Here is a 26,489-nt window from a genome sequence, read left to right as displayed (position 1 = left end):
TATGAAAAGCGAAACCAACATATTAACCGACAATTTTGGACGCCATCATTCGTATTTACGTATTTCGCTAACCGAAAAATGTAATTTGCGTTGTACGTATTGTATGCCAGAAAACGGTGTGCCATTAACTCCTAAATCTAATATAATGACAGCAGATGAGATTTTTAAAATCGCAACTGTTTTCGTAAAACATGGTGTAACTAAAATTAGATTAACGGGTGGTGAACCTTTGGTAAGAAAAGATTTTTCTAAAATTCTAGAACGTCTATCCACCTTAAACATAAAACTTTCTATCACGACAAATGCGGTTATTGTAGACCGATTTATTGATAACTTTAAAGCCTCTGGACTGCAAGATATTAATGTAAGTTTAGACAGTTTACAAGCCGATAAATTTACATTTATAACCCGAAGAAATCAGTTTAAAGCTGCTTACAACAATATTATTCTGTTGTTAGAACAAGGCTTCAATGTAAAAATGAATGTGGTTTTAATTAAAGGATTTAATGATGATGAAATTATAGATTTTATTGCATTCACAAAACACCTTCCTATTGCAATTCGTTTTATAGAATTCATGCCTTTTGATGGTAATAATTGGAATAAAGAAAAGCTTGTTACCCAAGCTGAAATTTTAGAACAAACACATGCACACTTTGGTAGACAGGATGTGATTTCACTTGAAAACGAAGCCAATTTCACCTCTCGAAATTATCAGATAAAAGGATATAAAGGTACTTTTGGAATCATCAGTTCGGTGAGTAATCCGTTTTGCGATAGTTGTAACCGCATTCGATTAACCGCTAACGGAAATATAAAAAACTGTTTATTCTCGAACCAAGAAACAAATCTTTTAGAAGCCTACAGACAAGATAAAAATATAGAACCGCTTATCTCTAATTTAATTAAAAAGAAATATGCAGTTCGTGCAGGGATGACCGATTTTGAAACACTAAACAATCCAGAAAACCATACTAATAATAGAAGTATGATTACCATTGGTGGCTAATCTTGCCACACACGTTGCGTAATTTTATTAAAATTTGATTTTGGAGCTTCGCATAGTGAACATTCATAAGTTTCTGGCAGAGCTGAGAATGGTGTATTAGGAGCAATGTGTTGCGTTTCATCGCCATACATTTCGTTGTAAACGGTAAAACAATCTTGACATTGATACACCTCAACATCTTCACACTCGTTGTCTACTTTAGCTAATTTTTCTTCGTCGCGTTCGGTTCCTAATTGCTCAAAATACAACTGACTTAATTCCATAAGCAAGCCTGGTAATTCCACTTGATCAATATCTTGCACATGCGTGATATATTCTCTAGAATTAGGGTCGAAATTCTTAGCGTATAATAAATTATAAGTATCTCTTATTTTAAAATCAGGCAAACTTGGTTGCTCATTTTTTTCGATAACTATAGATGTGAAGTAATAAGCTTTTTTAGTATATTCTGTAATCGCGAATGTTAAACCATAAGTACTAATATCGTTCTGATCGAAATTAGTTACCAAATACTTCTTCAATTTTAAAGCTTCCTCTTTACCAACTGGCAAATGCCAATTTAATTCTAACATGGAGTGACGCACATTGATTCCGAATTTCCCTAAGAATTTTTCCCAAATCAATTTAGATTCATTCGGAATGTCTTTCACGATAAACGACTTCCAAGGTGTTATAGAAATTTTTCCAATTTTACAATCCGAACACAAATCGCACATTGCTTTCAGAAACTCTAAATCGTATTTATTATTCCTCCAATACAATCCTAACCAATACTTATCGTTTCCAATTCTATTCATCCCTTCATAATACGGAAACGGATAAAACGGTACTTTTAAAGGCTTGTCTATAGTTCTGTTATTGGTATCGATTGCATCATTTACTAAATCGAAAATCATTTCGACACTTTCTGGTTCTTCTTGTAAAAGTCCTTCAATTGTGGTTTGAATTTTAGCCATATCCCAACTGTAAATTAAAGCCGGATATACTTCTGCTTCTTCCCATTCTGGCAAACGTACATACAAGTACCAATAATCTTCATGTTCTGAGGCTATAAAATTTAAATGTCCCGTAAACAATGGCACCAAACGCTGTCTAGGATCTGTAATATTAACTTTTAATTGCGGGTGCGTTCTAAATTGTTCTAAAACATATAAATACTTATCGCCTGTTAACCATGATGTACTTGAAAAAATTCCAGCACTAACATAAGACGATACAATATTTACAGAACCTTCGCCGTGAGCGGGTACAACTTGCAGGTTTTCTATAGATTCTAAAGCCTGCGTTTCAATGTTTTCTGAAATTAAAATATCTTGTCTAGACCCAAAAGAAATCGTGTCTAATCCTAAACCTTCTGCTGTTAAACAAATCGATTTTAATTCTCCTGGCGATAACACGCCTCCTTTTACAATTAATCTAGATAACGTTTTCATCATGCTAAAACTTTATGATTATTTAATATCTCTTTCACTTCCGTTTTACAACTTCCGCATCCTAATCCTGCTCCCGTTTGGTTACATAATTCCGTGAAATTTGTACACCCATTAGTAATGGCTTCTGTTATATTTCCTTCTCCAACTTGACTACAAGAACACACTAATTTACCCAGCATTGGTTTGTCGTTAGATGCGCCTCGCAACAATTTATCACGTTTATCAGACAGTTCTACTTTACTTTCTATAAGGGTTTTAAATTCTGCAAATTCGTTCTTATCGCCCATCAATACTGCACCTACTAATAAGTCGTCTTTTACAATACATTTTTTATAGTAGCGTTTAGACATGTCCATAAAAATGATTTCTTCGTAACTGTTATCATTTTCTGGTACAGACAAATTTCCTAAACTACAAAGATCAAGGTCGCTAAACTTTAAAATATTCATAGAAACAGAACCTTTATAAACACTACTTATATCACCTGCTAAATAATTTGCAAGAATAGCGGCTTGCTCTTCTGCCGCAGAGGTAATTCCTAAAATATTATTATTGAATTCGGCAATTTCTCCAATGGCAAAAATATTTGGATCCGACGATTGTAAATGCTGATTTACTTTTATACCACGACCACAAGCCACACCGCTAGACTTTGCTATTTCTATATTCGGACGTGTCCCAATGGCATAAACAATAGCATTAGACTTAAATGTTTTTCCACTTTTTAAAGTGATATTTAATGCGTTTTTAGTGTCGTCGTCATCAAAAACAGTACTTACTTCATTGGAAAAGTAAATCTGAATTCCTAACTCTTGCACATGTTTGGCTAACAATTTACAAGAAATGGCATCTAATTGGCGTTCCATTAAATTAGACGCTCGCTGTATAATGGTTGTATTTACATTTCTATGTTTTAAAGCGGCCGCAAGTTCTAAACCTAAAAGTCCACCTCCAACAATAGTAACATGCTGATCTTCGGCTTTTAAATTTGTTCCGTCTAAATATGCTTTAAAACGATCGGCATCATCTTTAGACCGCAATGTAAATCGGCCAGGAAGATTTAGTTGTACATTATTAGGTACAAAGGAACGACTTCCTGTAGCCATAATTAACTTATCGTAAGCATGATGATTTCCATGATTATCTGTCGCTAATTTATTGTCGCGATCTATTTCTACAATATAGGTATCTGAATATAATTCGATTTGAAGTTTCTTCAGTTCTTTTTCTTTTATTTTTTGAAGTTGTTCCCAAGTAAGTTCTTCGGTCACATATTCAGGAAGTAAAACCCGATTATAAAACGGATTTTTTTCTTTTGAAAATACAACAATTGCATCCTCTTCGCTATGTTCTCTATAATTTTGAATAAAACGAAAAGCCGCAGCTCCTGCACCAACAACAAGTATTTTCTCCTTGTTTTTCTTATATTTTGAAACTGAAACTCGAGTATATTTAAAGTCAGGTTCCTTAGACACCGGATCTACAATGGTATGTGTTAAATTGTTTGCACGGTTTAAATCGCTTTGCAATTGTTTCCCCCAGTGCATTGGTAAAAATACCACACCATTTTTAACGCTATCGGTAACTTTTGCACGAACCCGAACAACACCTTTTCCACTTTTTACGTCTACAACGTCACCATCTTTTATTTTATTTATAAAAGCATCTACAGGACTAATCTCTAAAACTGGTGTAGAATAATGCGTTTTTAAACGCGATACTTTTCCAGTTTTGGTCATGGTGTGCCATTGATCTCGCACTCGTCCTGTTGTTAAAATTAACGGATAAGTTTCGTTTGGCAAATCGGATGTATTATTTACAAAGTCAGGCACATTAAACACCGCATTTTGCGACGGTGTATAGAATTTTTTATCTTGAAACAAACGCGGTGTCCCACCTTGTTCTGATTCTGAAACTGGCCACTGAAAAGTACCTTCGGTTTTTAATCTATCGTAATTTAATTCTGAAACATCAATGTTAGAGCCTTTAGTCATCTCTGCATATTCCTGATAGATTTCAGCAGTAGAATTATAATTAAAACCATCGAATCCCATTTTCTGAGCGAATTCACATAGAATTTCAACATCAGGTTTTGCTTCACCAGGCGCCTCAATACCTTTAGGTAAATACGAAATACGACGTTCCGAATTTGTCATTGTCCCTTCCTTTTCTAACCAAGCAGCTGCTGGCAATACCAAATCTGCATGCTCTAAAGTATCCGATCGGTTCGAAATATCTTGAACCACAACAAACTTAGCTTTCTTTAAAGCCTTTTCTATTTGATGAGCATTTGGCATACTCACCATAGGATTTGTACATACAATCCACACCGCTTTCATTTTACCAGATTCTAATGCATCAAACATTTCGGTAGCAGTATATCCTGCTTTGTCTGAAATTTTATCAACCTTCCAAAAATCGGCAACTTCTTGACGGTGTTTTTCATTAAATAAATCTTTATGTACCGCTAATAAATTAGCCATACCTCCTACTTCTCGTCCCCCCATAGCATTAGGCTGACCTGTTAACGAAAACGGACCAGAACCAGGTTTACCGACTTGCCCAGTAATTAAAGATAAATTTAAAAGTGAATAATTCTTATGCGTCCCAATCGCGCTTTGATTAAGCCCCATGGCCCACATACTAATAAACGCTTTAGACGTTCCAATAATTTGAGCTGCTTTCTTAATTTCATCTACAGTAATCCCACAAATTTTCGCCGCTTCTTTTAAGGACGTAGAAAGCACTTGCTTTTTATATTTTTCAAAATTATCTGTATGATTTTTAATGAAGTTTTTATCAATCATACGACGCTCAATTAAACGTCTTCCAATAGCATTATATAAAATAACATCTGTACCTGGTAAGATTTGAAGGTGAACATCTGCAAAATTAGCAGAATCGGTTTTCCGAGGGTCTACAACCAGAATTTTTACATTTGGGTTTTTCTCTTTATGTTGCTCAATGCGTCTAAACAATATAGGATGACACCAAGCTGGATTTGCTCCAGTAATTAAAAAACAATCGGCTAATTCGATATCTGCATAAGAAATTGGCACAGAATCTTCACCAAATGTTTTCTTATACCCAACAACTGCCGAGCTCATACATAATCGCGAATTGGTATCGATGTTATTTGTTCCTAAAAACCCTTTAGTTAATTTATTAGCAATATAATATTCCTCGGTTAAGCACTGCCCAGACACATAAAACCCAACACTATCTGGACCGTACTTTTGAATAACCGATTTAAAAACTTTTGCTGCACGATCCAAAGCAGTATCCCAACTTACGCGTTCTAAAGGATGCGACTTACTCCATCGCATTTGCGGATGTAATAATCTGTCGGACACATCGTTTGCTACATAGTGCAAATTCATGCCTTTAGAGCATAACATCCCTCGGTTTACCGGATGGTCTTTATCGCCTTCCACATAAACTTTGTTGTTTTCATCCTTCTTAACAATGATACCACAGCCTACACCACAGTACGAACACGTTGTTTTAATATCTTTTTGAGGCATCATATGTACTTAATACATTTGTCTATTCATTTTAAATGTAATAAAACTATTATTACATCACTGTATTTTTTAATCGTATTTTATATGGACTGTGTTGTCATTTGAGTGTCATATTCCTCATCATATTCTTCTTCAGTAACGTTGTCTGTTGCTGTAGCAAATTTAATAGCTAATGTTCCTACCGCAACTACTATTACAATACCACCAATTAATAAAAACCCACTAGATACTGCTGCCGAAGCTGCTGCTGCCTGAGCTGCCTGAACTGCTTCTGCGCCCATACCTTCACTTGCTGTTATTGCTGCTTTTTCTGCCACAGCCGATTTAGATTTTAATAATATAGCGGCTAAAAAGGCTCCAACATTCCCTCCTGCTCCAACAATTCCTGAGATAGAACCTATTGCTTTTGAGTTTACAAATGGTACAACCGAGAACGTAGCTCCTTCTGCCATTTGTACTGACAAACTAAATAAGATTAAAAGCGAGATTCCCACTACTATTCCAGTAGCTGTAGAGAATAAGGCTAACATAACACCTTCTATAGCTAATATTGCGGCAAGGAATAAAACACGCCCGCGAACGCCTTTTAGTTTTCCGAATAAGTCTCCGAAGAAACCTCCTAATGTTCTAGCAAAAATATTCATTAAGGCAAAAGATAACACGATGTTTCCAGCTGTTACACGCTCTAATTGAAACGTATTCTGAAGATAATCGTCCATAGTTCCATAGACCGTTAATTCAATTCCGAAACAAGCTGCATAGACAAAGAATAATATCCAAACACGGTAATCTTTAACCGCTTCCATAAAACCAACATCATCTTTCTTGGTTTGAGGCATATTACCCGATGCCTTTAAATCTTTATAATTCCCATCTAAAGTGTCCTGCGTAAAATTATAATATACAAGTCCCATTAAAAAGCAAACCACTCCAGCTATAATCATTGAGTATCTCCAAGCTTCAGATTCTGCTGCTCCAAAAGCTACAACTGCTGCTGCAATTAAAGGCATCCCTAAACGGTTAGCACCACCACCTAAGTTTCCCCAACCTGCAGAAGTCGCATTCGCTGTTCCTACAATATTAGGTGCAAACATAATTGATGTATGAAATTGTGTAATAACAAATGATGCTCCAATAAACCCAATAAAGAATCTACAGATTAAAAATTGAAGAGGTGTTTGTACAAACCCCAATATAATTACAGGTATTGCTCCTAAAACAAGTAACCAAGAATAACATAAACGGGGTCCATATTTATCGCAAAGCTTACCGATTAATAAACGAGCGAAAACAGTACCCGATACGGCAAGAATAATGGAATTCCATTTTTGAGACGGCGTTAGCCCTAAATCTTTTACAACATCTGGCATGAATGGTACGATACCAAACCAAGCAAAGAAGCATAAGAAAAAGGCAATTGATGTAATCCAAAACGTGCGAATTGGAAGGCTTTTAAAATTTAAAAGATCTAATTTTGTAGCTTTTGTAGAACTCATAATAATTGAATTTATACGTTAGTGTGATAAAATTAAGTATTAATACTTAATTACTACGTATTAAATTACGTATATTTTCAATTATTACGTACCTAATAAAATTTTAGGTTTAAATTATTAATCTTTCAAAAAGAGGGCTTAAAAAGCTAAAATATAATGATATATAGTTCTAAGTATTACACTAATTGATACTTAGATGCTACTCGTGTAAGCTCTATAAGGTTTTTAACATCTAATTTTTTCATTAAATTAAATCGGTGTACTTCTGCTGTTCTTTTGCTAACATCCAATTCTTCAGCTATTTCCTTATTACTCTTTCCGTCTAACACCAAAGCTAAGATTTGCTTTTCGCGTTTAGTAAGTTTAAAAATAGATTCTGGTTTTTCTACAGTTTCGGATGGAATCCCTCTATTCTTGGTCATACTATTCACAATTATAGAAGACACGTCTCCACTAAAATACTTACCTCCAGAGGCAATCATTTGAAGTGCTTTCATAAATTCTTCTTTACTTGACCCTTTTAACAAATAGCCATCTGCGCCTGCATTTATAGCATTTAACACGTATTCTTCTGAGTCGTGCATAGAAAGCACCAAGGTTTTTACGGTATTATTACTTTTCTTTAAAGCAGCCACAACTTCGATACCGTTCATTTCTGGCATACGTATATCTACAATTAAAACATCTGGATTACTTGCATTTACAACTTCTAAAGCTTCCTTACCATCGGATGCTTCATCTATAACACAAACACCGTCTTGATCTTCTAATAAAGACTTAATACCATCACGCACCAAAATATGGTCGTCTGCCAACACTACATTTATCATCTACTTATAACTTCAAAAAATTAATACGTAGCAAAATAATCAAAAATTAAGTAAATACCGTGAATTATATCGGGATATTTAAGGTGATTCGTGTCCCTGTTTCTTCAGAAGAATGTAAAAACAGGCGACCATTAATATAGTTAATACGCTCATTCATAAAAGTCATCCCCATACCACCAATACCCGTTCTAATGTTTTTTGGTCTGTTAACATCAAACCCTTTACCATCGTCGTCTATAGTAATACTTAGCATATGTTCGCTATGAGAAATCGACACTAATATATACGTAGAATCTGCATATTTTATAGCGTTATTTATGGCTTCTTGAGTTATTCTATACATGTTAATTTCTAACAAAGAATCTAAACGTCTATTAAAATTTGTACGATTGTAAAGCTCGATATTCTTCCCTGTAAGTCTAGACAATTCTTGAGTAAGCTTAGATAATGCCGGCACAATACCATAATCGCTTAATTCTGGAGGCGTTAAATTAAAGGTTGCGGCACGCACACCTTGAATGATATCTCCCGTTAAACTTTTAAGATGTTCTATTTTGGAAGCTGCCTTTTCGAGGTCGTTTAAATTTACACTTTCTAAATTATACTTAAGCCCCGTTAACATTTGTCCTATACCATCGTGAATATCTTTTGCTATTCGGTTTTGTTCCTGCTCTTGATTTTCAATAATCTTTGATGAGATTATTTTTTGCTGATTCATTTTCTCTTCATAACTCGACTTAGTTAGAGATTCTAAATCTAATTGCGTTTGTTTCTTTTCTGTTATATCTGAAGCGATGATGAGAATCTCAGATTTTTCGATTTGGGAATGAATCGGGATTAAATACATTTCTAGCCAAATGACTTCTCCTTCTGTTTTAGATGCTTTAATTTCTCCTTGCCAACCTGTTTTTTTATATGTTTTCAATATATGTTCAATATATTGTTGATCGTTTTTCCCTGTAGATATTAACTCTGAAAAATTAAGGTTGATATTGAATTTAGTCTGATTGAATAATTTTGAAAACTTATCGCCAATATGAATAATTTCTCCCTCTGAAGTCACACGAGCAAACAACAGCGTTTTATCCATAGCCTGATTTAGAATACGAAGTTCTTTAACCGATTTTTCGTTTTCTTCGCGCAACACATCGGCTTCATGTGCCGTTTTTATAGCATGAGATTCCGATCGTAATAATTTAGAAATGGTTTGTCTTACCATTCTAGCTGTCGGTTTAAAAATAAATAAGAATTCTAAAAACAAGAGTAGAAGCGTAAAAATCATTAAAAGTAATTCCCAATGGCGTAAGAGATTTACTTTATCGTTTGCCTCAGAATCGTATTGATTCACGATAGTATCCATAATCGTTAAAAACTGATACTCGTTAGCTGTAACCTGTTTTTCGTAAGGTTTTAAGGTTTCAAAATCTATATTCGGATTATTTTCTAAAGCGGTAACAATATGCTGAGATGCTTCGAATATGACAGAAAATGGAGTTTGAAGGCGATTAAATAGCGTTACATTTTTTTCGCTATTCGTTCCAGAAAGTTTTAAGCTGTCACTACCTTCTTGCAGCGCCAAATGAGAAATTTTCCAACGGTTAATCGTTTCTTTTAATGTGTCTTTTAAAACTAAACGCTCTTGAAAATTGGTAGCATTTGCTATTAAAAGCACTTCTTTACTTAGTTTCTGACTAAGCATACGTTGCCGCCCAGCAACATTTATAATGGTAGAATCTTCTTGCTGATTACTTAAGAAATCTCGAATTATAATTTGGCTTATAATAACCGAGCAAGCAATAGCACCTAAGGCAAAAATATATAACCGACGGAGTCTATTAAACGTACTAATATCTAACGAATTCCTCCCGCGATCATTCATTTAATAACGATGTTTATGATAAAGCTTTTTCAATAAGTTTAAAGCTATCTTCAGAATACGTTAATGTCATTGCTTTCTTATGTGCTGCATCAGACATTTTATTCCATGTTTTTTGTACGATGTCTATTAGTTTTTCGTCGTCGTGTTTACTTGCAAATGCTTCAAAATAATGTTGTAAAAACACCAAGCACACAACATCTTCTAATGTTTGTGAATCTGGATCTTTTTTAAATGATTTTTTACTCATTAAAAACTGAACACGTTCCACAAAATCGGCTTCATAACCTACAGATTCTAAAATTTCACCTGCAATAGTTCCGTGTAATTTTTTAAGATCGTTACGCCAGTTCATGTATCCAGCTTTTGTCATTGGATAGTCGTTTCTTGGAATTTCCCAACGACAAATGTGCTGTGCACGCGCTGCAATTTGTAAAGCCTCGGAAGCTGTAGGCATATAATCTAACAAACACTCTGTCATGCGTTGTGAATACAACAATTCTTTTGGAATTGATTCGCCATTACTGATTTCACGATTTAAATCTTGAGCATTTTTCTCATCAATTAATGCTATAGCCTGTTCGAATTTTGTATTCACAATTTTAAAGTTTTTTGATATCTACCAAATCTATTCAGAAAATCCGATATACACAAAGTTGTCTTCTATTTTTACAGGATAAATTGCTATAGGATTTAAATCGCCATTTAAATTTTCGCCAGTCTCTAATGAAAATGTTTTTTTATGCAACGGACAAGCAATCTTAGGCGTTCCTTTTTGATCTCCTAACATCCCTCGAGACAACACCATTTCTTGTTTTTCTGGTGATAAATTCTGACAAGCATACCAGGTATTCAATCTCGAAAAGTTAAATACAGCAATTTGTAAATCTTTATATTTTACGCATGCACCACCATCGTTTGGAAATGCTTCTGTTGAAGCTGCTTTAAACCAAACCTTAACATCTTCTTGAGTCGTTGTTTTGTACTTAGATATTACTTTTTCCATAATTATGTGTTTTAAAACGTTAACGTTATTTAGTTATAGGACGACTTCTTTGGTGTCCTTTTCCCAATGTTTTGGCATTTTTTGATCACGTAAAGGCACAAAAACTAAGTTATCATCTCGCTCATCTGAATTTACGAAATGACTAAAGCGTTTTTTCATGTCTTCGTTTTCTATGGCTTGTTTCCACTCACATTCGTAAGCATCAACTAAAAACTGCATATCTTTCTCTAATTCATCAACAATATTTAAACTATCGTCGATTACAATTTTCTTAAGTTGCTCTATACCGCCTTCTAATTTATCTAACCACGCTGCTGTTCGCATTAACGGTGCTGCGGTTTGTATATAATACATTAAATAGCGGTCTATATATTTTATTACCGTGTCGTTATCTATTTTTTCGGCTAATAATTCGGCATGTCTTGGTGTTGCTCCACCATTACCACCTACATATAAATTCCATCCACCTTCTACAGCAATGACTCCGAAATCTTTTCCACGCGCTTCGGCACATTCTCTGATACAGCCAGAAACACCACCTTTTATTTTATGAGGCGAACGCAATCCTTTATATCTATTTTCTAAAGCGATAGCGAAAGAGACACTTTCGTCTAATCCGTAGCGACACCATGTAGATCCTACACAACTTTTTACAGTACGTAACGATTTTCCGTAAGCATGTCCACTTTCAAAACCATTATCTATTAATTCTTTCCAGATTGCAGGTAAATCGTTTAGCTGCGCACCAAAGAAATCGATACGAGCACCACCTGTAATTTTTGTATATAAATTATATTTCGATCCAATTTGACCTAAAACAATTAAACCTTCTGGAGTAATTTCACCTCCTGCAATTCTCGGCACCACGGAATAGGTTCCGTTACGCTGAATGTTTGCTAAAAATTTATCGTTTGTATCTTGAGTAACATCTTCTTTATTTGGCGTTATGTTATATAAACTCGCAAAGATTGAAGACACTAAAGGCTTACACGTTTCGCATCCATGCCCTGTACCACATGTGTCTAGCACCTCGTTAAACGAGGTTAGTTTTTTCACTTTTATAATACCGTATAATTCTTGCCTGCTATATTCAAAGTGTTCGCAAATCACATTTTTAACCGTCTTACCAAGCGACTTCAACGTTTCATTAACTAAATCTGTAACCATGGGTTTACAACCACCACAGCTTGTACTCGCTTTAGTTGCTAAAACCACGCCTGCTAAATCTTCGCAAGAACCATCTTTAATAGCACCACAAATCTGGCCCTTACTTACATTCTCACAAGAACAAATCTGAGCTTCGTCTGGCAAGTCTAATGCGCTACCAAACGCACCACCTTCTGTGGCTGGCAAAATTAGTTGTGCAGCATCTTCGGGAATTGCCATTCCATTTAAAAACACTTGATGTAGCATATTATAATCTGATGCATCTCCTACAAGGATTCCTCCTAGCAAAGATTTACCATCTAAACTCACATTAATTCGCTTATATAAATGTTGCGTTTTGTTTTCGAAAATCACTGAATGTCCTTTAGACGCCGGCATAAACGGTTCTCCAAAACTGGCGACATCTACACCAATTAACTTTAACTTGGTAGACATATCGATTTCTGCTGGCATTAAAGCCTCTTCGTTACCCATAATCTGACTTGCTGCAATTTCTGCCATATCGTAGCCAGGAGCCACTAATCCGTATATCATCTGGTTGTATAAAGCAACTTCTCCAATAGCAAAAATATCGGGATCAGATGTTTGCATTTTGTTATTCACAACAATTCCGCCACGAACTCCCATTTGTAAATCACAGGTTTTTCCTAACTCATCTCTTGGGCGGATTCCAGCAGAAATAATTAACATTTCTACATCTAGCTTATCATCTTCTCCAAACTCCAATCCTGTAATATACTCATCACCTAAAATCTGATTGGTCGCTTTACTTAAATGAATATTTAACCCAATAGACTCTAACTTTAGCTGCAACACTTGGCTACTTCTAGAATCTAATTGTCTTGGCATTAATTTGGGCGCAAACTCTACAATATGAGGTTCTAACCCCATATCCATCACCGCTTTACCAGCTTCTAACCCTAACAAACCACCACCCAAAACGGCGGCTTTAGCATTTGGATTACTTGCTTTTAATTTAGCAGCATAGGCCAGCATACCTTCTAAATCTTCGATGGTTCTATATACAAATACACCTTCTTTTTCCACTCCTTTAATAGGAGGTACAAATGCTGAAGATCCTGTTGCCAATACTAAGTAGTCGTAGGTATACTCTTTATCATCAACACATGTAATCGTTTTCTTATTTCTATGAATATCTGTAATACGTACATCTGTAACTAACTCTATGTTATGTTCTTCATACCAAGATCTTGGAGCCATCTCTAAGGCTTCTGCATCCTGATTTTCGAAAAACTCACTTAAATGAACACGATCATATGCAGGTCTTGGCTCTTCCCCAAACACAGTTATATTAAATGCTTCACTTCCTTCTTTGGCTACAAATTTTTCACAAAACTTATATCCTACCATGCCGTTTCCTACAACTATTACTTTTTTCATATACGTAGTTATTATTCGATTACTTATTTCAAAAGTAAGTATTAATACTTAATTATTTTACTGAAAGTTTAAGATTTTTCAAATTAATACGTATTTTTACCAAAAACTAAAACAAAGGGCATCTAAATTATTAATAATGAAATTCTAATTAATAATAATAGAAATCGTTATTTTTAAGATACACAAAACCCCTTGCCATTCTTTAGATTTTTGAGCATCGCACACTAGAATTAATCCATATTATTACAAGGATTTTAAACCTGATTATTAATCTATTTTACTATATATTATGACTAAAATTACCCTTCTAACAGTTTTACTTTTAACACTATCAGGAAGCTGTTTCTCTCAGTTTTCTATTGATGGTGAATTGAGACCACGTGCAGAGTACAGACATGGTTACGGCACTCTAATAGCAGACGATGCAGACCCAGGATTTGGAATATCGACAAGGGCACGTGTTAATTTAGGATATAAAAAAGAAACATACGAAATCTATATTGGGGTTCAGGATGTGTTTGTATGGGGAGAAAACAGACAGCTTTTAATAGAAGATGCAAACAATTCATTCTCTATTTTTCAAGCTTGGGCTAACCTTAAATTTAACGAAAATTGGTCTACTAAATTAGGTCGTCAAGTTATTTCTTACGACGATCAGCGTATTTTAGGAGGCGTAGATTGGACACAACAAGCAAGAAATCACGATGCAGTTCTAATTCAATTAGGAAAAGAATCTTTAGTCTTTGATGCTGGATTTGCTTACAACCAGGATTACGATAGCGCATCAGGATTTCAAAACTCAGATAACACCTATTACACAACAGGATTTTTCTCATACAAAACCATGCAATACGGGTATGTAAAAAACACTTGGGATGCTTTTTCTGCTAGCTTCTTATTTATGAATAATGGATTTCAGGAATTTGACATTGACAACAAAGCTGATGGTGTAAGCAACCTACAAACGTTTGGTACGCACCTAACCTACTCAAAAAACAAATTTGATGTAGCTAGTAATATCTACTTACAAACAGGACACAGACAAGGCGATATTAAAGTGAATACAGGATTATTAGCTAGCATTGACGCACATTATAAAATCACACCTAAATTTAAATTGGGTGCTGGATTTGAATATATAAGCGGAAAATCTCAAGATGAAGATGCTAATGAAACAGGCGCATTCTTTCCACTATACGGAACAAACCATAAGTTTAACGGATACATGGATTATTTCTACGTAGGTAATCATGCCAATTCTGTTGGTTTAGTAGATATACATATAAACGCGAACATCTCACTAGGAGTAAAGTCGACTTTAACTGCAAGTATTTTAAACTTTTCTGGTGCTGAAGAATTAGCAAGTGGTGAAAAAAGTTTAGGAACAGAATTAGATTTAGCTTTTAGCCATAAGTTTAAAGAATTCTCTATTGCTGCGGGATATTCACAAATGTTTGCTGCAGATGGCATGTACGAACTTAAAGGCGTATCTGAAGACTTAGCAGCAGATTCTCAAAATTGGATTTGGGCAATGCTTGTCTTAAAACCTAAGTTTTTATAATATTCAATTTCACACATAGTTTCAGTATCGATACATGTATTTATACACTCTAATTCGATTGTTACATCGTTAATTAAATATATTGTTCATACACGCTAAAACATGAAAAAGCCTTCTAAACTTACGTTTAGAAGGCTTTTCTATAATCATTAAGATGATACTACTTATGCAGCAACGCCTTCACCTTCCGTTAACTTTCTCTTCTTTTCAGAAGCAGCTAATGTATCGTACATGATTGGTGTTGCAATAAATAATGAAGAGTAAGTACCAACTACAACTCCAACTATTAATGCGAACATAAATCCACGTATTGAATCTCCACCAAATGTAAAGATTGCTAATAACACGACTAAAGTAGTTAACGATGTATTTAACGTTCTACTTAGCGTACTACTTAAAGATACGTTTACAACTTTGTTTAAGTTCCATCCAGTATGTTCTTGGAAATATTCACGAATTCTATCGAAAACAACCACGGTATCATTCAGCGAGTAACCAATTACAGTTAAGATGGCTGCGATAAATGCTTGGTCGATTTCCATGTTGAAAGGCATAAACTTATAAGTTAAAGAGAATACACCTAATACAATAATAACATCGTGGAATACAGCAGCTACTGCTCCTAATGAATATTGCCATTTTTTGAAACGTAATAAGATATATAAAAATACTACAATTAAAGATCCTAATACAGCCCAGAATGATTCTTTCTTAATATCATCTGCAATGGTTGGGCTAACTTTGTAAGATTTCATTAATCCAACTGTTTTATGCTCGTTGTCGCTAATAAAGTCTTCGTAAGAAATACCTGTTAAATGAGGCTCTAAAGCAGTATATAAATCTTTTCTAATTTGCTCATCAACCTCAGCACTTGTTTCGTCTACTTTGTATTTTGTAGTAATTTTAACTTGGTTAGCGCTACCAAAAGTTTTAGCATCTGCACTACCGAAAGCATTATCTAAAGTTGGAACTAATTCAGAAGGACTAACAGCTTCGTTAAAACGTACTTGAAAGTTTCTACCTCCAACAAAATCTACACCTTGATCTAAACCGTTTGTAAATAAAGATCCTAAACTAATAACGATTAAAGTTCCTGATAAAATATAAGCAAGCTTACGTTTTTTAAGGAATTCAATATTAATGTTTCTAAATAAGTTTTTAGTAATTCCTGTAGAGAAATCTAAGTTTCCACCACGGTTTACGTACCAGTCAATTAATAATCTAGTAATAAAGATAGCTGTAAATAAAGACGTTACAATACCAATTAATAATGTAGTTGCAAATCCTTTAATTGGACCTGTACCGAAGATAAATAAGATTAGAGCAGTTAAACCTGTTGTAATGTTTGCATCTAAAATAGAAGATAATGCATTACTAAATCCGTCTTGAATAGCTTCTCTTTGGCCTTTACCATTCGATATCTCTTCTCTAATACGCTCAAAAATTAACACATTTGCATCTACCGACATACCAATAGTTAATACAATACCGGCAATACCAGGTAATGTTAACACAGCTCCTAAACCAGATAATACACCAAAGATTAATAAGATATTTAATGCCATTGCAATATCTGCAAATCCACCAGCTTTACCGTAGTAAAACAACATCCAAACTAATACTAATACTAACGCAATAACGAAAGAAATTTCTCCACTATCAATTGCTTCTTGACCTAAAGATGGTCCTACAACTTCACTCTGGATAATATCTGCAGAAGCAGGTAATTTACCAGCACGTAATACGTTTGCTAAATCGACAGCTTCGTTTAATGTAAAGTTTCCTGAAATTTCTGAATTTCCTCCTGCAATAGCTCCAGTTGTAACACCAGGTGCAGAGTATACAATATTATCTAAAACAATTGCAATTTGACTTTGTTGAGCAAATGCTTTTCCTGTTAATTCTTCCCAAACCTTAGCTCCTTTTGCATTCATTTGCATAGAAACAGATGGCTTACCTAATTGGTCGTATTGTTGTGTTGCATTTGTAACAACAGCTCCACTCATAGGTGGTACATTTTCTCTATTACCAATTAAAGCGTATAAACTTACAGCATCACTATTTTTTTCTGGCATTCCAAAAGCAAATTTTGCATAGCGTTGCTCTGCTGGAAGTAAAGCTCTAACATCTGGTCTGTTTAAGTAATCTAAAACAGTTTGCTTGTCTTTAATATCAAATTGAGCAATAACTGGTCCACCTTGGTAACCTTGTCCAATAATTAAATCTAATAATGGGTTTGTTGCCGCACTTGTAGAATCTGTAACAGCTTCTCCTAATAAGTCATCAATTTGTGAATCGCTTTCAGAAGTTTCTGTAGCTGCATCTTCTGTAGTTTTTGTGTTTTCAGCAACTTCAGATACTAATATATTGTTTGCTTCAATAATAAAAGGAATAAATTGTTCTCCTTTATAAGCATCCCAAAATTCTAATTGAGCCGTACTTTGTAATAATTTCTTAGCACGCTCTACATCTTTAACACCTGGTAATTCTACCAAGATACGTCCAGATTCACCTAAACGTTGAATATTTGGAGATGTTACCCCAAATTCGTCGATACGCTTACGTAGTACTTCGAACGCAGATGTAATAGATTCGTCAATTTTTCTATCAATAATTGGCTTCACTTGGTCGTCTGTCATATCGAAAGTAATTTCTTCACTTAACGATCTGTTTGCAAAAATATCTGGAGACGCTAATTTTGTATCACCTTTAATTTTATCGAACGCGATGTAGAAATCCTCTAAATATGTATTCTGACTGTTTTTCTGAAGTTCTGAAGCATCATCTAACGCTTTGTTAAATGCTGGTTCGCTAGTATGATTAGCTAAACCTTTTAAGATATCTTTTACAGACACCTGAAGAATAACATTTATTCCCCCTTTAAGATCAAGTCCAAGGTTCATGGCCTTGTCTTTTACCTCATCGTAAGTGTAATCTGCAATACCGAGATTAAACACTTTTTCTGTTGATAATGAATCCAAATACCTAGCCTCTTTTGCTGAGTCTCCATTTGAATACGCTTTTGCCGCGTCGTCGATACTGTTTGCCTTAAACGTGAACGATAATTGGTAAATACTTACCAAACCGAACAAGACTGCAAACAACTTTACTAATCCTTTATTCTGCATTATTTAATTATTTATTAATACTATTGTGACTATTGAGAACTGTACCTAAGACAGCTCAATATGTAATTTTTGTTTGATATAAGTGAATCGAAGCTACAGCCTGAATAGCCTAGCTAACTGTTGAAATGATTGTAGAAATCTTAACTTTATTTTTTTAAGGTAATTAAAGCACATCATGAACACTTAATTATGACGACACTTTGAACTAAGAAAATTCGAACCTTCCTAAACAAAAGGGCCAGCCCGAACTTCTGGAATCTTTTTAGAAGTATTATCTATTGCAAGTGCAATATCTTTGTAAAACTTATACGCGACTTTAATTGAAGGCACGTCGATAAAATCTGTAGTATATACTATACCATGACCATCGTTTAACTGACTAAAATGATGACTACTCGCTTTTAATTCAACTGCAACTTTACCCGCATGATGAAATGCCATATCGAATCCGTTGTGGATCTCGAAAACATCAAAATTATAAGTTGGATTGTGTTCTTCTGAAGGAGACTCTTTTTGTTGCGAAGTAGAATTTTTAAAAGCTAATGCTTCATCTTCAGATAGTATTTTTTTAATACTATCGATATCTGAATCACAATAATACGTGATTTTTAAGACACCATCTTCATCTTCGCTAACTTGAATATTTTCAGCACCAATGTTTTGTAATTGTTGCTTAACTAACGAAATGGCACGCTGTGCATTGTCTTGCAATGCAACATTACCAGAAAGTTGCAGAACAATTTCCTGATTAGGCACAGTGCTTTGTTGTTGACTAGCAACACCAAAAAACAAGGCTACAGTTATAAGTAAAGTACTAAAGTACCATTTCAAATTCATGCGCCAAATATATGAAAATTTTAAGATTACGTTCTATGCTTGCACATTTATTATTAACAGCGCCTTAGCACAGAATAATAGCGCAAAAAGCGACGTAAATACAATACCGAAAACTGAGCTGTTTTTTTTATTTAACAGGAATAGACAACAACGGAATATTTAAACCAGATGCCATAACTCGTGTTTTACTTTTATGAATTAAAGATTCCCAAAATCCATATGCTTTTGGAATCATAACCAGTAATTCTGAATCTGATTCTTGAATTTGAGAGTGTATTTCTTCAATAATCGCATCAGATTTTACATTCTTATATAAATAAGTAACATCATTAAGTTCATTATCGATATTACTAATGGTTTTCGCATTAAGTTTTAATTCATCAATTTTCTCATCAACATAAAACACAGTGACTTTAGAATCTAATCCATTTGCAATCTGACGTAATCTTGCTAATGTTTTCAATGGCACATCTTTCATTAAATCGCAAGCAAAAAGAATTTTCCTTATTCCTTTAAATTTAGCATGAATTGGAACAGCTAGAACTGGAAATTTTTTCATACTAATTAAAGTCGTTGTAGGATTGCCTATTAAATTTTGCTCTAAAGATTTATCTGACATTCCCATAACTAATAACGACGCATTATACTTTTTCATTAGCACATCTACTTTATTCTCTAACTCGAAATATCCACATTCATAGTCTACCTCTATTTCGAATTCTTCTTTTAAAGACTTAGCTAACTTTTCTAATGTAGCGACACTATTTTGCATCATATTATTTATCGATTTAATCGACAACAAGGTGTTAGATGCATGAAGCGGAATTTGAAACGCATTAAACATAATTAGCTTTCTATTAAAATGTTTAGCTAAGGATGCTGCATATAAGACTGCATTATCTGATAATTTAGAGAAGTTTGTTGTAACTATAATTGGTTCCATAACAAAGAGAATTTTCTCTTACTAAGATACGGAATTAATCCTTTTTTCTGAAATTATCCAAGCTCCTAATACCTGCAAAAAACCGAGAATAACAGTCCTAATAATAAAAAAAATTATAACTTTAAGAACCTTAAAACCAACATTATGACAATTAACACTAAGAAAATTTACAAAATTTCATTGCTATTCCTCGCTATTGTAGCTCTAATTTATTTTACAGATTTTGCTTTAGGCGCATTTATGGAAGGATGGAATAATCCGAAATAAGGGAAAAACATAACATATATTGCTATGCTTTAAAACACATAAAAAAAGGACTATCTTTTCAGACAGTCCTTTTAAAAATTTATGTTGGAATAGAGATTAAACCTCTAATAATCCATTTGTTTTTCTAACACCTTCAGCACTTGCTGCTAAATGCGCTTTTTCTTCGTCGTTTAATGTAATATCTACTATTTTTTCGATACCATCTTTACCTAATACAACTGGTACACCTAAACAAATATCTGTTAAGCCATATTCACCATCTAATAATGTTGAACAAGGGAAAATCTTTTTAGTATCGCAAGCAATAGCTTGTACCATTCCTGACACAGCTGCACCTGGCGCGTACCAAGCAGAAGTTCCTAATAATTTAGTTAATGTTGCTCCACCAACTTTAGTATCTTCTTTAACTTGATTTAAACGTTCTTCAGATAAAAATTCTGAAACTGGCACACTATTTCTAGTCGCTAAACGTGTTAGTGGGAACATTCCAGTATCACTGTGTCCACCAATTACCATTCCGTCTACATCGCTAATAGGCGCTCCTAAAGCTTCTGCTAATCTGTATTTAAAACGTGCAGAATCTAAAGCTCCACCCATTCCGATAATTCTGTTTTTTGGTAAACCTGTAGCTTTATGAGCTAAATACGTCATGGTATCCATTGGGTTACTAACTACAATAAGAATCATGTTTGGAGAGTGCTCAAGTAAACTTGTAGATACATTCTTAACGATTCCTGCATTAATACCAATAAGTTCTTCTCTTGTCATTCCTGGTTTTCTAGGAATTCCACTAGTAATCACACAAACATCACTACCTGCAGTCTTGCTATAGTCTCCAGTTACACCTGTGATTTTTGTATCGAATCCATTTAAAGAAGCCGTTTGCATTAAATCCATTGCTTTACCTTCTGCAAAACCTTCTTTAATGTCTAACAAAACAACTTCTGAAGCGAAGTTTTTAATAGCGATATATTCTGCACAACTTGCACCTACTGCTCCTGCTCCAACTACTGTTACTTTCATTATAATATATTTTTAGATTGAGATTATTTTTATGCACGTAAAATTAACGATTTTAATACAATTCACATACATAAGTCTGCGAATTATAATAAGATTATGAATTACACCTGCCTGATTTTAAATTTACTGTATTTTGCCACTTTCAACATGTTTCCATGTCTATTGTGTATTATAAAAAAGCACCTTAAAAATAAATTTAAGGTGCTTCTAAGTATTATTTACGCATCAATTTTAGCGTATACTGCATTCTTTTCTATGAATTCACGACGAGGTGGTACCTCATCTCCCATTAACATAGAGAAAATACGATCGGCTTCTCCACCGTTATCAATATTTACTTGTCTTAATGTTCTGAAGTTAGGATTCATTGTAGTATCCCAAAGTTGCTCGGCATTCATCTCTCCAAGACCTTTGTAACGCTGAATCGATGCACCTCCAAATTGTTCTACTAAACCATCACGTTCACTATCACTCCAAGCATATTCTTTTTTAGCTCCTTTTTTAACTAAATATAAAGGAGGCGTTGCAATGTAAATATGTCCGTTTTCAATAAGCTCCTTCATATATCTAAAGAAGAATGTTAAAATTAAAGTAGCAATGTGACTACCATCGATATCGGCATCACACATAATAACTACTTTATGGTAACGTAATTTTGAAAGGTTTAAGGCTTTACTATCTTCTTCGGTACCTATGGTAACCCCTAAAGCTGTAAAGATATTCTTGATTTCTTCGTTTTCGAAAACCTTGTGTTGCATAGCTTTTTCAACGTTAAGAATTTTACCACGTAAAGGTAAAATAGCTTGGAACGCACGGTCACGACCTTGCTTAGCCGTTCCACCCGCCGAATCTCCCTCGACAAGGAATACTTCGCATTTTGATGGGTCTTGCTCAGAACAGTCACTTAATTTCCCAGGTAAACCACCAATACTCATTACGGTTTTACGCTGTACCATTTCACGTGCTTTTTGTGCCGCGTGACGTGCTTGTGCTGCTAATATTACTTTTTGAACAATAGTCTTAGCATCTTCTGGATGCTCTTCTAAGTAGTCCGTTAACATTTCTGAAACCGCCTGACTTACAGAAGCAGAAACTTCTCTGTTCCCTAACTTGGTTTTTGTTTGCCCTTCGAACTGAGGTTCTTGAACTTTTACAGAGATAATAGCTGTTAATCCTTCACGGAAATCGTCTCCAGAAATTTCAAACTTTAATTTATCTGTTAACCCAGAGCTATCGGCGTATTTCTTTAACGTATGTGTTAAACCACGTCTAAAACCAGAAAGGTGCGTTCCACCTTCATGCGTATTAATGTTGTTTACGTACGAGTGTAAATTTTCTGAATACGACGTATTATAAATCATTGCTACTTCTACAGGAATATCGTTCTTTTCCCCTTCAAAAGCAATAACTTCTGTAATAATAGGCTCGCGGTTTCCATCTAAAAACTTAACAAATTCCTTTAAACCTTCGTCAGAGTGAAAAGTTTCAACATCGTGCTCTCCTTCTTCATTCTTCACTCTTTTATCGATAAGAGTAATCGTAATTCCTTTATTTAGGTATGCTAATTCACGTAATCTACTCGCTAAGGTATCGTAGCTATATTCTAAAGTTTGTTTAAATATGGTTGGGTCTGGTTTAAAAGTTACAACTGTACCTCTTAAATCTGTTTCTCCAATTGCTTTTACAGGATATAGTGACTTACCACGCTCGTATTCTTGTTGCCAAATCGTTCCATCTCTATATACTGTTGCTGTTAAATGCTCAGAAAGTGCATTAACACAACTTACACCAACACCGTGAAGTCCTCCAGATACTTTATAAGAATCTTTATCGAATTTACCACCGGCACCAATTTTAGTCATTACAACTTCTAGCGCAGATATTCCTTCTTTTTTATGTAAATCTACAGGGATACCACGACCATTATCTTCTGTCGTAATAGAGTTATCTTCATTGATTATAACTTTAATAATGTCGCAATGACCTGCTAAGGCTTCATCAATAGAGTTATCTACAACTTCATAAACTAAGTGGTGAAGACCTCTTACTCCAACATCACCAATATACATGGATGGACGCATTCTTACATGCTCCATACCCTCTAATGCCTGTATACTATCGGCCGAGTAATTATGTTTTTTAGCTTCTTCGCTCATAAAATATTATATGTTATATTTTTGATTTATAATCATAAAAAAATGCTGCATCCGCAACATTTTGAATACTAGCAAATATACGACTTTTAAGGCAGTTTAAAAAGAATTTAACGTAGGAAGGCTTAAAATTATCAACATTTGTTAATTAACCCAAGTGTGCTAAAAATGGCTTAAAACAGCCTTAAATTAAATATTCGTGTTTTTTAACACGGTGTTAAAATGACAAAAACCTCAAAATCTCTAATACATGAGATTTTGAGGTTTTTTATACACTAAAATTATAATAAAAACGTTTGTCTTAAGATTTACTTATACGCTTCTGTATGCACATTTGCTACTGCTCTACCACTTGGGTCGTTCATGTTTTTAAATGCTTCATCCCACTCTAATGCTATTTTGGTACTACAAGCAACACTTGCTTCTTGAGGCACACATAATGCAGCAGCATCGCTAGGGAAATGTTCTGCAAAAATTGAACGGTAGTAGAATTCCTCTTTACTTGTTGGCGTTTGTAACGGGAACTTATATTTCGCATTTGCTAATTGTTCGTCTGATACTTCTGTAGCAACAACTTCTTTTAAAGTATCAATCCAGCTGTAACCAACACCATCACTAAATTGCTCTTTTTGTCTCCAAGCAACACTTTCAGGAATCATATCTTCGAATGCCTTACGAACCACCCATTTTTCCATGCGCTCTCCGTTAATCATTTTATCTTGTGGGTTAATTCTCATAGCCACATCCATAAATTCTTTATCTAAGAATGGCACACGACCTTCAATTCCCCAAGCTGCTAAACTTTTGTTCGCACGTAAACAATCGTACATATGAAGTTTACTTAATTTACGAACTGTTTCTTCGTGAAATTCTTGAGCATTTGGTGCTTTATGGAAGTATAAATAGCCTCCAAATAATTCGTCTGCACCTTCTCCAGACAATACCATTTTAATTCCCATAGACTTAATAACACGAGCCATTAAGTACATAGGTGTACTGGCACGAATTGTTGTTACATCGTAAGTTTCTAGGTTATATACTACATCGCGAATGGCATCTAAACCTTCTTGAATGGTAAATTTAATTTCGTGGTGAATGGTTTTAATATGATCGGCTACTTTTCTAGCTGCAGCTAAATCTGGAGACCCTTCTAACCCTACAGAAAAACTGTGTAATTGTGGGTACCAAGCATCAGACTCATCGTCGCTTTCAATTCGTTTTTGAGCATATTTTTTAGCAATTGCAGATGTTACAGAAGAATCTAATCCTCCAGACAGTAATACACCATAAGGCACATCAGACATTAACTGTCTGTGTACAGCAGCTTCTAAAGCTTCTTTAATGTCTTTAATACTTGTTTCGTTATCTTTTACAGCATCGTATTCACTCCATTCTCTATTGTACCATTTTACAAATTTTCCATCTTTACTAGACATATAATGTCCTGGAGGAAATAATTCTATTTTAGTACATTGTCCTTCTAAAGCTTTTAATTCTGAAGCTACATAAAATGTTCCGTTTTGATCCCATCCTATATATAAAGGAATAATTCCCATGTGATCGCGAGCTACAAAGTATTCATCTTTTTCAACATCATAAATTGCAAACCCAAAGATTCCGTTCATTTCATCTACAAAATCAGCGCCCTTTTCTTTGTATAAAGCTAAGATAACTTCGCAATCAGATTCTGTTTGAAAATCGTATTTCCCAGCAAATTGCTTACGTAGTTCACGGTGATTGTATATTTCTCCGTTAGCTGCTAGCACTAATGTTCCATCAGGGCTAAATAAAGGTTGTTTTCCAGAAGCTGGATCTACAATAGCTAAACGTTCGTGCGCCATAATAGCTTTGTCATTACTAAAAATCCCACTCCAGTCTGGACCACGGTGACGAATTTTTTTTGACATTTCTAAAATCTGAGGTCTTAAATCATCCGCCTTTTGTTTCAAATCGAATGCACATACAATTCCACACATAATCTATATATTTTTAATTCTTTATATTTTAATTCTGAAGCAAATATGAGTATATCATTCACATTATAAAACAATAAAACCATAATTGATTACAATTTGAAACAAATAAACAAATTTTACATTAAAAACGAAAGCACTTAAACAAATCTTCCTTTCAAAATTTAAAAATTGTAAACTTTACTTAAAAGTATCGACCAATACCTTATCAAATTTTATATTTACCAAATAAAAACAACTTTAAAGATGAAATTACTTAGCGTATCAGCAATCTGTTTATTAGTAGCATTTAGCTTCAACACAGAAATGACAGCCCAAAACTTTAGCAAATTAGACAAAAGCCCAATGGATGCTGCGGCATTTCCAACAAGCTACAAAGACCCTAACAAAAAAATTAAGGTAGTTTACAGTAGACCTCAACTTAATAATCGTGAGTTATACGATTTAGTGCCTTTAGGAAAAGTATGGAGATTAGGAGCTAATGAATCGGCTGAAATTACATTCTACGAAGATTCTCACTTTGGGGATACTCCTGTAAAAGCTGGAACATATTCTTTATTCGCTATTAGAGGTGAAAAAACGTGGACTATGATTTTAAATAAAGATCTTAATGCTTGGGGAGCTTACTCGTACAACCCTAACCAAGATGTAGCGCGTTACAATGCTATTGCGTCTATAGATGCAGAATCTATTGAAGCATTCTCTATTGCTTTCGACGATCAAGAAACTATGTATTTAGCATGGGGAACAACTCGTGTTGCTGTACCGTTTAAGAGAAACTAAAACGTATACAAATATTAAAAAGCGGTTACCTATATAATATAGATAACCGCTTTTTTTATGTCTTACTTTTTTATTCTCT

General features: G+C 34.4%; 18 protein-coding genes. 4 read left to right on the top strand and 14 right to left on the bottom strand.

Going from position 1 to position 26,489, the window contains the following annotated elements; translation table 11 throughout:
* Window position 1 precedes the first annotated feature (1 nt).
* The gene (moaA, locus tag BN863_RS03295; protein WP_038527530.1) at window positions 2-1,009 is read left to right on the top strand and encodes a GTP 3',8-cyclase MoaA; all 1,008 of its coding nucleotides are present in this window, start codon (window positions 2-4) and stop codon (window positions 1,007-1,009) included.
* Here moaA and BN863_RS03290 read toward each other — a convergent pair.
* From BN863_RS03290 to nirB, 8 genes are all read right to left on the bottom strand, one after another.
* A complete protein-coding gene (locus BN863_RS03290; RefSeq protein WP_038527527.1) occupies window positions 1,006-2,445 on the bottom strand; it encodes a rubredoxin in 1,440 nt (479 codons plus the stop codon). The two genes, moaA and BN863_RS03290, sit on opposite strands and share 4 nt — an antisense overlap.
* Window positions 2,442-5,966, bottom strand: a complete 3,525-nt coding sequence (locus BN863_RS03285; RefSeq protein WP_038527524.1) for a nitrate reductase — start codon at window positions 5,964-5,966, stop codon at window positions 2,442-2,444. The genes BN863_RS03290 and BN863_RS03285 overlap by 4 nt, the downstream gene beginning before the upstream one ends.
* An 80-nt stretch (window positions 5,967-6,046) precedes the next feature.
* Window positions 6,047-7,462 (bottom strand): MFS transporter, encoded by a 1,416-nt coding sequence (locus tag BN863_RS03280; protein ID WP_038527522.1) that lies wholly within the window; start codon window positions 7,460-7,462, stop codon window positions 6,047-6,049.
* Window positions 7,463-7,638: 176 nt separating this feature from the next.
* Complete coding sequence (locus BN863_RS03275) at window positions 7,639-8,292, bottom strand: response regulator (RefSeq protein WP_038527519.1); 654 nt, start codon at window positions 8,290-8,292, stop codon at window positions 7,639-7,641.
* A gap of 64 nt (window positions 8,293-8,356) precedes the next feature.
* Window positions 8,357-10,171 (bottom strand): sensor histidine kinase, encoded by a 1,815-nt coding sequence (locus tag BN863_RS03270; RefSeq protein WP_038527516.1) that lies wholly within the window; start codon window positions 10,169-10,171, stop codon window positions 8,357-8,359.
* A gap of 13 nt (window positions 10,172-10,184) precedes the next feature.
* Complete coding sequence (locus BN863_RS03265; RefSeq protein ID WP_038527513.1) at window positions 10,185-10,766, bottom strand: DUF4202 domain-containing protein; 582 nt, start codon at window positions 10,764-10,766, stop codon at window positions 10,185-10,187.
* A 30-nt stretch (window positions 10,767-10,796) separates the two neighbouring features.
* On the bottom strand, window positions 10,797-11,174 hold the full coding sequence (nirD, locus tag BN863_RS03260; protein ID WP_038527511.1) for a nitrite reductase small subunit NirD: 378 nt from the start codon (window positions 11,172-11,174) through the stop codon (window positions 10,797-10,799).
* A 33-nt stretch (window positions 11,175-11,207) separates the two neighbouring features.
* Entirely contained in the window at window positions 11,208-13,742 is a 2,535-nt protein-coding gene (nirB, locus tag BN863_RS03255) for a nitrite reductase large subunit NirB (RefSeq protein ID WP_038527508.1), read from the bottom strand.
* A gap of 289 nt (window positions 13,743-14,031) precedes the next feature.
* On the opposite strand from nirB, the gene BN863_RS03250 reads away from it, so the two are divergent.
* On the top strand, window positions 14,032-15,303 hold the full coding sequence (locus tag BN863_RS03250; RefSeq protein WP_038527505.1) for an alginate export family protein: 1,272 nt from the start codon (window positions 14,032-14,034) through the stop codon (window positions 15,301-15,303).
* Between the two features lie 164 nt (window positions 15,304-15,467).
* Here the strand turns inward: BN863_RS03250 and secDF are convergent, their stop codons facing one another.
* The 3 genes from secDF to BN863_RS03235 form a co-directional block, all read right to left on the bottom strand.
* Entirely contained in the window at window positions 15,468-18,431 is a 2,964-nt protein-coding gene (secDF, locus tag BN863_RS03245; RefSeq protein WP_038527502.1) for a protein translocase subunit SecDF, read from the bottom strand.
* Between the two features lie 225 nt (window positions 18,432-18,656).
* On the bottom strand, window positions 18,657-19,268 hold the full coding sequence (locus tag BN863_RS03240; RefSeq protein WP_038527499.1) for a hypothetical protein: 612 nt from the start codon (window positions 19,266-19,268) through the stop codon (window positions 18,657-18,659).
* Window positions 19,269-19,395: 127 nt separating this feature from the next.
* Window positions 19,396-20,211: a universal stress protein gene (locus BN863_RS03235; RefSeq protein WP_038527496.1), complete on the bottom strand. Its 816-nt coding sequence runs from the start codon at window positions 20,209-20,211 to the stop codon at window positions 19,396-19,398.
* Window positions 20,212-20,355: 144 nt separating this feature from the next.
* Here BN863_RS03235 and BN863_RS18885 point away from each other — a divergent pair, with 144 nt between their 5' ends.
* On the top strand, window positions 20,356-20,478 hold the full coding sequence (locus BN863_RS18885) for a hypothetical protein (protein ID WP_262486715.1): 123 nt from the start codon (window positions 20,356-20,358) through the stop codon (window positions 20,476-20,478).
* A 96-nt stretch (window positions 20,479-20,574) separates the two neighbouring features.
* Here BN863_RS18885 and mdh read toward each other — a convergent pair whose 3' ends face one another.
* From mdh to asnB, 3 genes are all read right to left on the bottom strand, one after another.
* Window positions 20,575-21,501, bottom strand: coding sequence for a malate dehydrogenase (gene mdh / locus BN863_RS03230; protein WP_038527493.1), 927 nt, complete (start codon window positions 21,499-21,501; stop codon window positions 20,575-20,577).
* Between the two features lie 218 nt (window positions 21,502-21,719).
* On the bottom strand, window positions 21,720-23,657 hold the full coding sequence (gene gyrB / locus BN863_RS03225; protein WP_038527490.1) for a DNA topoisomerase (ATP-hydrolyzing) subunit B: 1,938 nt from the start codon (window positions 23,655-23,657) through the stop codon (window positions 21,720-21,722).
* 305 nt (window positions 23,658-23,962) lie between these two features.
* The gene (gene asnB / locus BN863_RS03220; protein WP_038527486.1) at window positions 23,963-25,630 is read right to left on the bottom strand and encodes an asparagine synthase B; all 1,668 of its coding nucleotides are present in this window, start codon (window positions 25,628-25,630) and stop codon (window positions 23,963-23,965) included.
* Between the two features lie 243 nt (window positions 25,631-25,873).
* Between asnB and BN863_RS03215 the strand changes: the two genes are divergently transcribed.
* Complete coding sequence (locus tag BN863_RS03215) at window positions 25,874-26,410, top strand: DUF2911 domain-containing protein (protein ID WP_038527483.1); 537 nt, start codon at window positions 25,874-25,876, stop codon at window positions 26,408-26,410.
* Window positions 26,411-26,489: the final 79 nt, after the last annotated feature.

It is taken from the genome of Formosa agariphila KMM 3901 (genome assembly GCF_000723205.1).
GTDB lineage: Bacteria > Bacteroidota > Bacteroidia > Flavobacteriales > Flavobacteriaceae > Formosa > Formosa agariphila.
Note: the sequence above shows the minus strand (reverse complement) of the source record. Positions and strands in the feature narration are given on the sequence as shown.

Excerpts from the sequence above, each read along its gene's own strand:
- BN863_RS18885 (WP_262486715.1), top strand. The coding sequence starts at position 20,356 with ATGACAATTAACACTAAGAAAATTTACAAAATTTCATTGCTATTCCTC.
- BN863_RS03250 (WP_038527505.1), top strand. The coding sequence starts at position 14,032 with ATGACTAAAATTACCCTTCTAACAGTTTTACTTTTAACACTATCAGGA.
- mdh (WP_038527493.1), bottom strand. The coding sequence starts at position 21,501 with ATGAAAGTAACAGTAGTTGGAGCAGGAGCAGTAGGTGCAAGTTGTGCA.
- BN863_RS03240 (WP_038527499.1), bottom strand. The coding sequence starts at position 19,268 with ATGAATTTGAAATGGTACTTTAGTACTTTACTTATAACTGTAGCCTTG.
- nirB (WP_038527508.1), bottom strand. The coding sequence starts at position 13,742 with ATGAAAAAAGTAATAGTTGTAGGAAACGGCATGGTAGGATATAAGTTT.
- BN863_RS03235 (WP_038527496.1), bottom strand. The coding sequence starts at position 20,211 with ATGGAACCAATTATAGTTACAACAAACTTCTCTAAATTATCAGATAAT.
- BN863_RS03270 (WP_038527516.1), bottom strand. The coding sequence starts at position 10,171 with ATGAATGATCGCGGGAGGAATTCGTTAGATATTAGTACGTTTAATAGA.
- moaA (WP_038527530.1), top strand. The coding sequence starts at position 2 with ATGAAAAGCGAAACCAACATATTAACCGACAATTTTGGACGCCATCAT.
- BN863_RS03285 (WP_038527524.1), bottom strand. The coding sequence starts at position 5,966 with ATGCCTCAAAAAGATATTAAAACAACGTGTTCGTACTGTGGTGTAGGC.
- BN863_RS03280 (WP_038527522.1), bottom strand. The coding sequence starts at position 7,462 with ATGAGTTCTACAAAAGCTACAAAATTAGATCTTTTAAATTTTAAAAGC.
- asnB (WP_038527486.1), bottom strand. The coding sequence starts at position 25,630 with ATGTGTGGAATTGTATGTGCATTCGATTTGAAACAAAAGGCGGATGAT.
- BN863_RS03290 (WP_038527527.1), bottom strand. The coding sequence starts at position 2,445 with ATGATGAAAACGTTATCTAGATTAATTGTAAAAGGAGGCGTGTTATCG.
- BN863_RS03215 (WP_038527483.1), top strand. The coding sequence starts at position 25,874 with ATGAAATTACTTAGCGTATCAGCAATCTGTTTATTAGTAGCATTTAGC.
- nirD (WP_038527511.1), bottom strand. The coding sequence starts at position 11,174 with ATGGAAAAAGTAATATCTAAGTACAAAACAACGACTCAAGAAGATGTT.
- gyrB (WP_038527490.1), bottom strand. The coding sequence starts at position 23,657 with ATGAGCGAAGAAGCTAAAAAACATAATTACTCGGCCGATAGTATACAG.
- BN863_RS03275 (WP_038527519.1), bottom strand. The coding sequence starts at position 8,292 with ATGATAAATGTAGTGTTGGCAGACGACCATATTTTGGTGCGTGATGGT.
- secDF (WP_038527502.1), bottom strand. The coding sequence starts at position 18,431 with ATGCAGAATAAAGGATTAGTAAAGTTGTTTGCAGTCTTGTTCGGTTTG.